The sequence below is a fragment of the Nocardia sp. NPDC050712 genome (assembly GCF_040654295.1).
Taxonomy (GTDB): domain Bacteria; phylum Actinomycetota; class Actinomycetes; order Mycobacteriales; family Mycobacteriaceae; genus Nocardia.
Window position 1 is genome coordinate 1 of the sequence record NZ_JBFAHT010000011.1, and the last position, 2,610, is coordinate 2,610.

Here is a 2,610-nt window from a genome sequence, read left to right on the forward strand (position 1 = left end):
AGTCGCATGTTCTAGACCCGAAGCGGAGTGATCTACCCATGGCCAGGGTGAAGCGACGGTAAGACGTCGTGGAGGCCCGAACCCACTTAGGTTGAAAACTGAGGGGATGAGCTGTGGGTAGGGGTGAAAGGCCAATCAAACTCCGTGATAGCTGGTTCTCCCCGAAATGCATTTAGGTGCAGCGTCGCGTGTTTCACACCGGAGGTAGAGCTACTGGATGGTCTAGGGGGCCTACAAGCTTACCGAAATCAGCCAAACTCCGAATGCCGGTGTGTGAGAGCGCGGCAGTGAGACTGCGGGGGATAAGCTTCGTAGTCGAGAGGGAAACAGCCCAGATCGCCGGCTAAGGCCCCTAAGCGTGTACTAAGTGGAAAAGGATGTGGGGTCGCGAAGACAACCAGGAGGTTGGCTTAGAAGCAGCCACCCTTGAAAGAGTGCGTAATAGCTCACTGGTCAAGTGATCCTGCGCCGACAATGTAGCGGGGCTCAAGTACACCGCCGAAGCCGCGGCATTCACACAATACGTCCGCCATTTTCTACGGGAGATGGTGCAGCGGTGTGGATGGGTAGGGGAGCGTCGTATGGCCATGGAAGCGGCGGAGTGATCCAGCCGTGGAGGCCATGCGAGTGAGAATGCAGGCATGAGTAGCGAAAGACGAGTGAGAAACTCGTCCGCCGAATGACCAAGGGTTCCTGGGCCAGGTTAATCCGCCCAGGGTGAGTCGGGACCTAAGGCGAGGCCGACAGGCGTAGTCGATGGACAACGGGTTGATATTCCCGTACCCGTGTATCCGCGCCAAATATCGAATCAGTTGTGCTAACTATCCAAATGTTGTCTTATCGAGCCTTCGGGTGAGAGGGATGACGGCTGCATGGGACCCCGGCTGTAGTAGGTAAGCGATGGGGTGACGCAGGAAGGTAGCTGGGCCAGTCAGTGGTTGTACTGGTGTAAGCCTGTAGGGCGTTGTGTAGGCAAATCCGCACAGCATTAAGCCTGAGAGGTGATGCGTAGCCGATTGAGGCGAATTCAGTGATCCTATGCTGCCGAGAAAAGCCTCTAGTGAGTTGGTACACGGCCCGTACCCCAAACCGACACAGGTGGTCAGGTAGAGAATACTAAGGCGATCGAGAGAACTGTGGTTAAGGAACTCGGCAAAATGCCCCCGTAACTTCGGGAGAAGGGGGACCACGCCTGGTGACGGAATTTACTTCCTGAGCTGGGTGGGGTCGCAGAGACCAGAGAGAAGCGACTGTTTACTAAAAACACAGGTCCGTGCGAAGTCGTAAGACGATGTATACGGACTGACGCCTGCCCGGTGCCGGAAGGTTAAGAGGACCGGTTAGCCTGTAAGGGCGAAGCTGAGAATTTAAGCCCCGGTAAACGGCGGTGGTAACTATAACCATCCTAAGGTAGCGAAATTCCTTGTCGGGTAAGTTCCGACCTGCACGAATGGCGTAACGACTTCTCTGCTGTCTCAACCACAGACTCGGCGAAATTGCATTACGAGTAAAGATGCTCGTTACGCGCGGCAGGACGAAAAGACCCCGGGACCTTCACTATAGCTTGGTATTGGTGTTCGGTACGGTTTGTGTAGGATAGGTGGGAGACTTTGATCCAGGGACGCCAGTTTCTGGGGAGTCGTCGTTGAAATACCACTCTGATCGTATTGGACTTCTAACCTCGGACCATGATCTGGTTCAGGGACAGTGCCTGGTGGGTAGTTTAACTGGGGCGGTTGCCTCCTAAAATGTAACGGAGGCGCCCAAAGGTTCCCTCAGCCTGGTTGGCAATCAGGTGTCGAGTGCAAGTGCACAAGGGAGCTTGACTGTGAGAGCGACAGCTCGAGCAGGGACGAAAGTCGGGACTAGTGATCCGGCACCGGCAAGTGGAAGCGGTGTCGCTCAACGGATAAAAGGTACCCCGGGGATAACAGGCTGATCTTCCCCAAGAGTCCATATCGACGGGATGGTTTGGCACCTCGATGTCGGCTCGTCGCATCCTGGGGCTGGAGTAGGTCCCAAGGGTTGGGCTGTTCGCCCATTAAAGCGGCACGCGAGCTGGGTTTAGAACGTCGTGAGACAGTTCGGTCTCTATCCGCCGCGCGCGTTAAGAAACTTGAGGAAGGCTGTCCCTAGTACGAGAGGACCGGGACGGACGAACCTCTGGTGTGCCAGTTGTTCTGCCAAGGGCACTGCTGGTTAGCTACGTTCGGAAGGGATAACCGCTGAAAGCATCTAAGCGGGAAGCCTGTTCCAAGATGAGGTTTCTCTCCCACTTGATGGGTTAAGGCCCCCTACAGACCATGGGGTTGATAGGCCAGAACTGGAAGCCCGGTAACGGGTGTAGGTGACTGGTACTAATAGGCCGAGGGCTTATTAACGAAGAGGCTACGCGTCCACTGTGCGGTATCTGAAACAACACACAGATACTTTGAGTAGACAGAACCCGTCTGGGTTTTGGCTCTCTGTGTCTAGTTTCATAGTGTTACGGCGGCTATAGCGGTGGGGAAACGCCCGGTCCCATTCCGAACCCGGAAGCTAAGGCCACCTGCGCCGATGGTACTGCACTCGACAGGGTGTGGGAGAGTAGGACACCGCCGGAACATCCTT

Annotated in this window: 2 rRNA genes; both read left to right on the forward strand. The window is 55.6% G+C overall.

Annotated elements, in window-relative coordinates:
- A 23S ribosomal RNA gene (locus AB0H76_RS39115) occupies nt 1-2,381 on the forward strand; the annotation flags it as partial.
- Nucleotides 2,382-2,486: 105 nt separating this feature from the next.
- Nucleotides 2,487-2,603, forward strand: a 5S ribosomal RNA gene (rrf, locus tag AB0H76_RS39120).
- Nucleotides 2,604-2,610: the final 7 nt, after the last annotated feature.